This window comes from Vibrio sp. 704 (assembly GCF_033339295.1).
This window is the reverse complement of the sequence record NZ_JAWOUH010000062.1, coordinates 1-1,504: the sequence shown is the minus strand read 5'-3', so window position 1 is coordinate 1,504 and position 1,504 is coordinate 1. Positions and strand designations below refer to the sequence as shown.

The 1,504-nt window shown below is 47.7% G+C and carries 1 protein-coding gene; it reads right to left on the bottom strand.

From position 1 onward, the window contains the following. Positions 1–60: 60 nt before the first annotated feature. The coding region (locus R7R24_RS24390) for an anthranilate synthase component 1 (RefSeq protein WP_318119684.1) at positions 61–1,504 on the bottom strand (1,444 nt) is incomplete at its 5' end.

The window sequence follows — 1,504 nt, the reverse complement described above, 5'->3', positions numbered from 1 at the left end:
ACACAAGGTTATAGGTGAACGAGTCAAAGTTATCGATGAATACGATGTTCGCCATGTCTGCTACTCCTTGTTCGCAGGTTGAGAATGCGCTGCTTGAATAGCAGAGATAACCGCTTGAGCTTTTCCGCGTGTTTCATCGGCTTCCGCTTGAGGGTCAGAATCGAATACCACGCCTGCACCTGCTTGTACTTGAGCAATGCCGTTTTCCACGTAAGCCGAGCGAATCACGATACAAGTGTCGAGCGTGCCTTCTCCTGTCAGGTAGCCTACCGCTCCGCCATAGCTGCCACGACGAGCACCTTCGACATCGCGAATCAGTTGCATTGCACGAATCTTTGGCGCCCCAGTCAACGTGACCATGTTCATACAAGCTTGGTAAGCGTGCAAAGCATCAAGGTCATCGCGCAACTGGCCAACCACGCGGGACACCAAGTGCATAACATGGCTATAGCGGTCGACTTTGAGGAGATCGGCAACATGACGAGTACCAGCTTGCGAGATGCGCGCTACATCATTACGAGCTAGGTCTACCAACATCATATGTTCAGCGTTCTCTTTTTTGTCGCTACGTAGTTCAAGTTCAATACGGCTATCTAAATCAAAGTCGATTTCGCCATTTGGACGTTTACCGCGACGGCGAGTCCCAGCAATTGGGTAGATTTCTATTTGGTTGGTGTCGGTTTCATACTTCAAGGCACTTTCTGGAGACGCACCAAACAAAGTGAACAGCTCATCTTGCATGTAGAACATGTAAGGGCTTGGGTTGCTTTGCTTTAGCTCTTTGTAAGCTGCCAACGGAGAAGGGCAAGGCAATGTGAATCGACGAGAAGGAACCACTTGGAAAATATCGCCTTTTACCACGAATTCTTTTAGATCACGGACGATTTGACAGAAATCTTGATCCGAAACGCTTGGTTGAGCTGTGATATTGGCCACTTGCGTTGCGTCTGGAAGACGCTTTGGCGATGTGCATTGAGCTCGGATATCTTCGATTCGACTTTCTAGCGCTGCTTTTTGCGAGCCGTCAACGAACAATGTTGCTTGCAGTTGGCAGGATTCTGTTTGGTGATCTACAACCAGCAATGTTTCCGCAACATAGAAGACGTAATCCGGACACTGGTTTGTTGCTACCGTGTCTCCTAATGGTTCGAAGTTCGCCACCAAGTCATACGCAAATAGGCCACCAAGGAAAATGGCATGTTTGTCTTGCGAAGAAAGATCAAAACTGTGCTGTACCAAACGAAGCGCATCAAAAGAAGAGGCTTCTCGTAGACGAGAATCTTCATCAATCGTATCGCATGGTTGGATGAATTCTAAAGTCAGTGTTTCGCCGTCAAATTGGCTTGCGACTTCGCCACGTACGTTTTGATTCAAATGCGTCAGTAGGTTTTTGCCGTTCTCCGTTAGAGCATGAAAGCTGACGGTATGTCCATAACAAACGATGCGAACCGCAGAATCGACGATTAACAGCGATTTGAGATTCTGTTTAGAATCAATTTCAGCC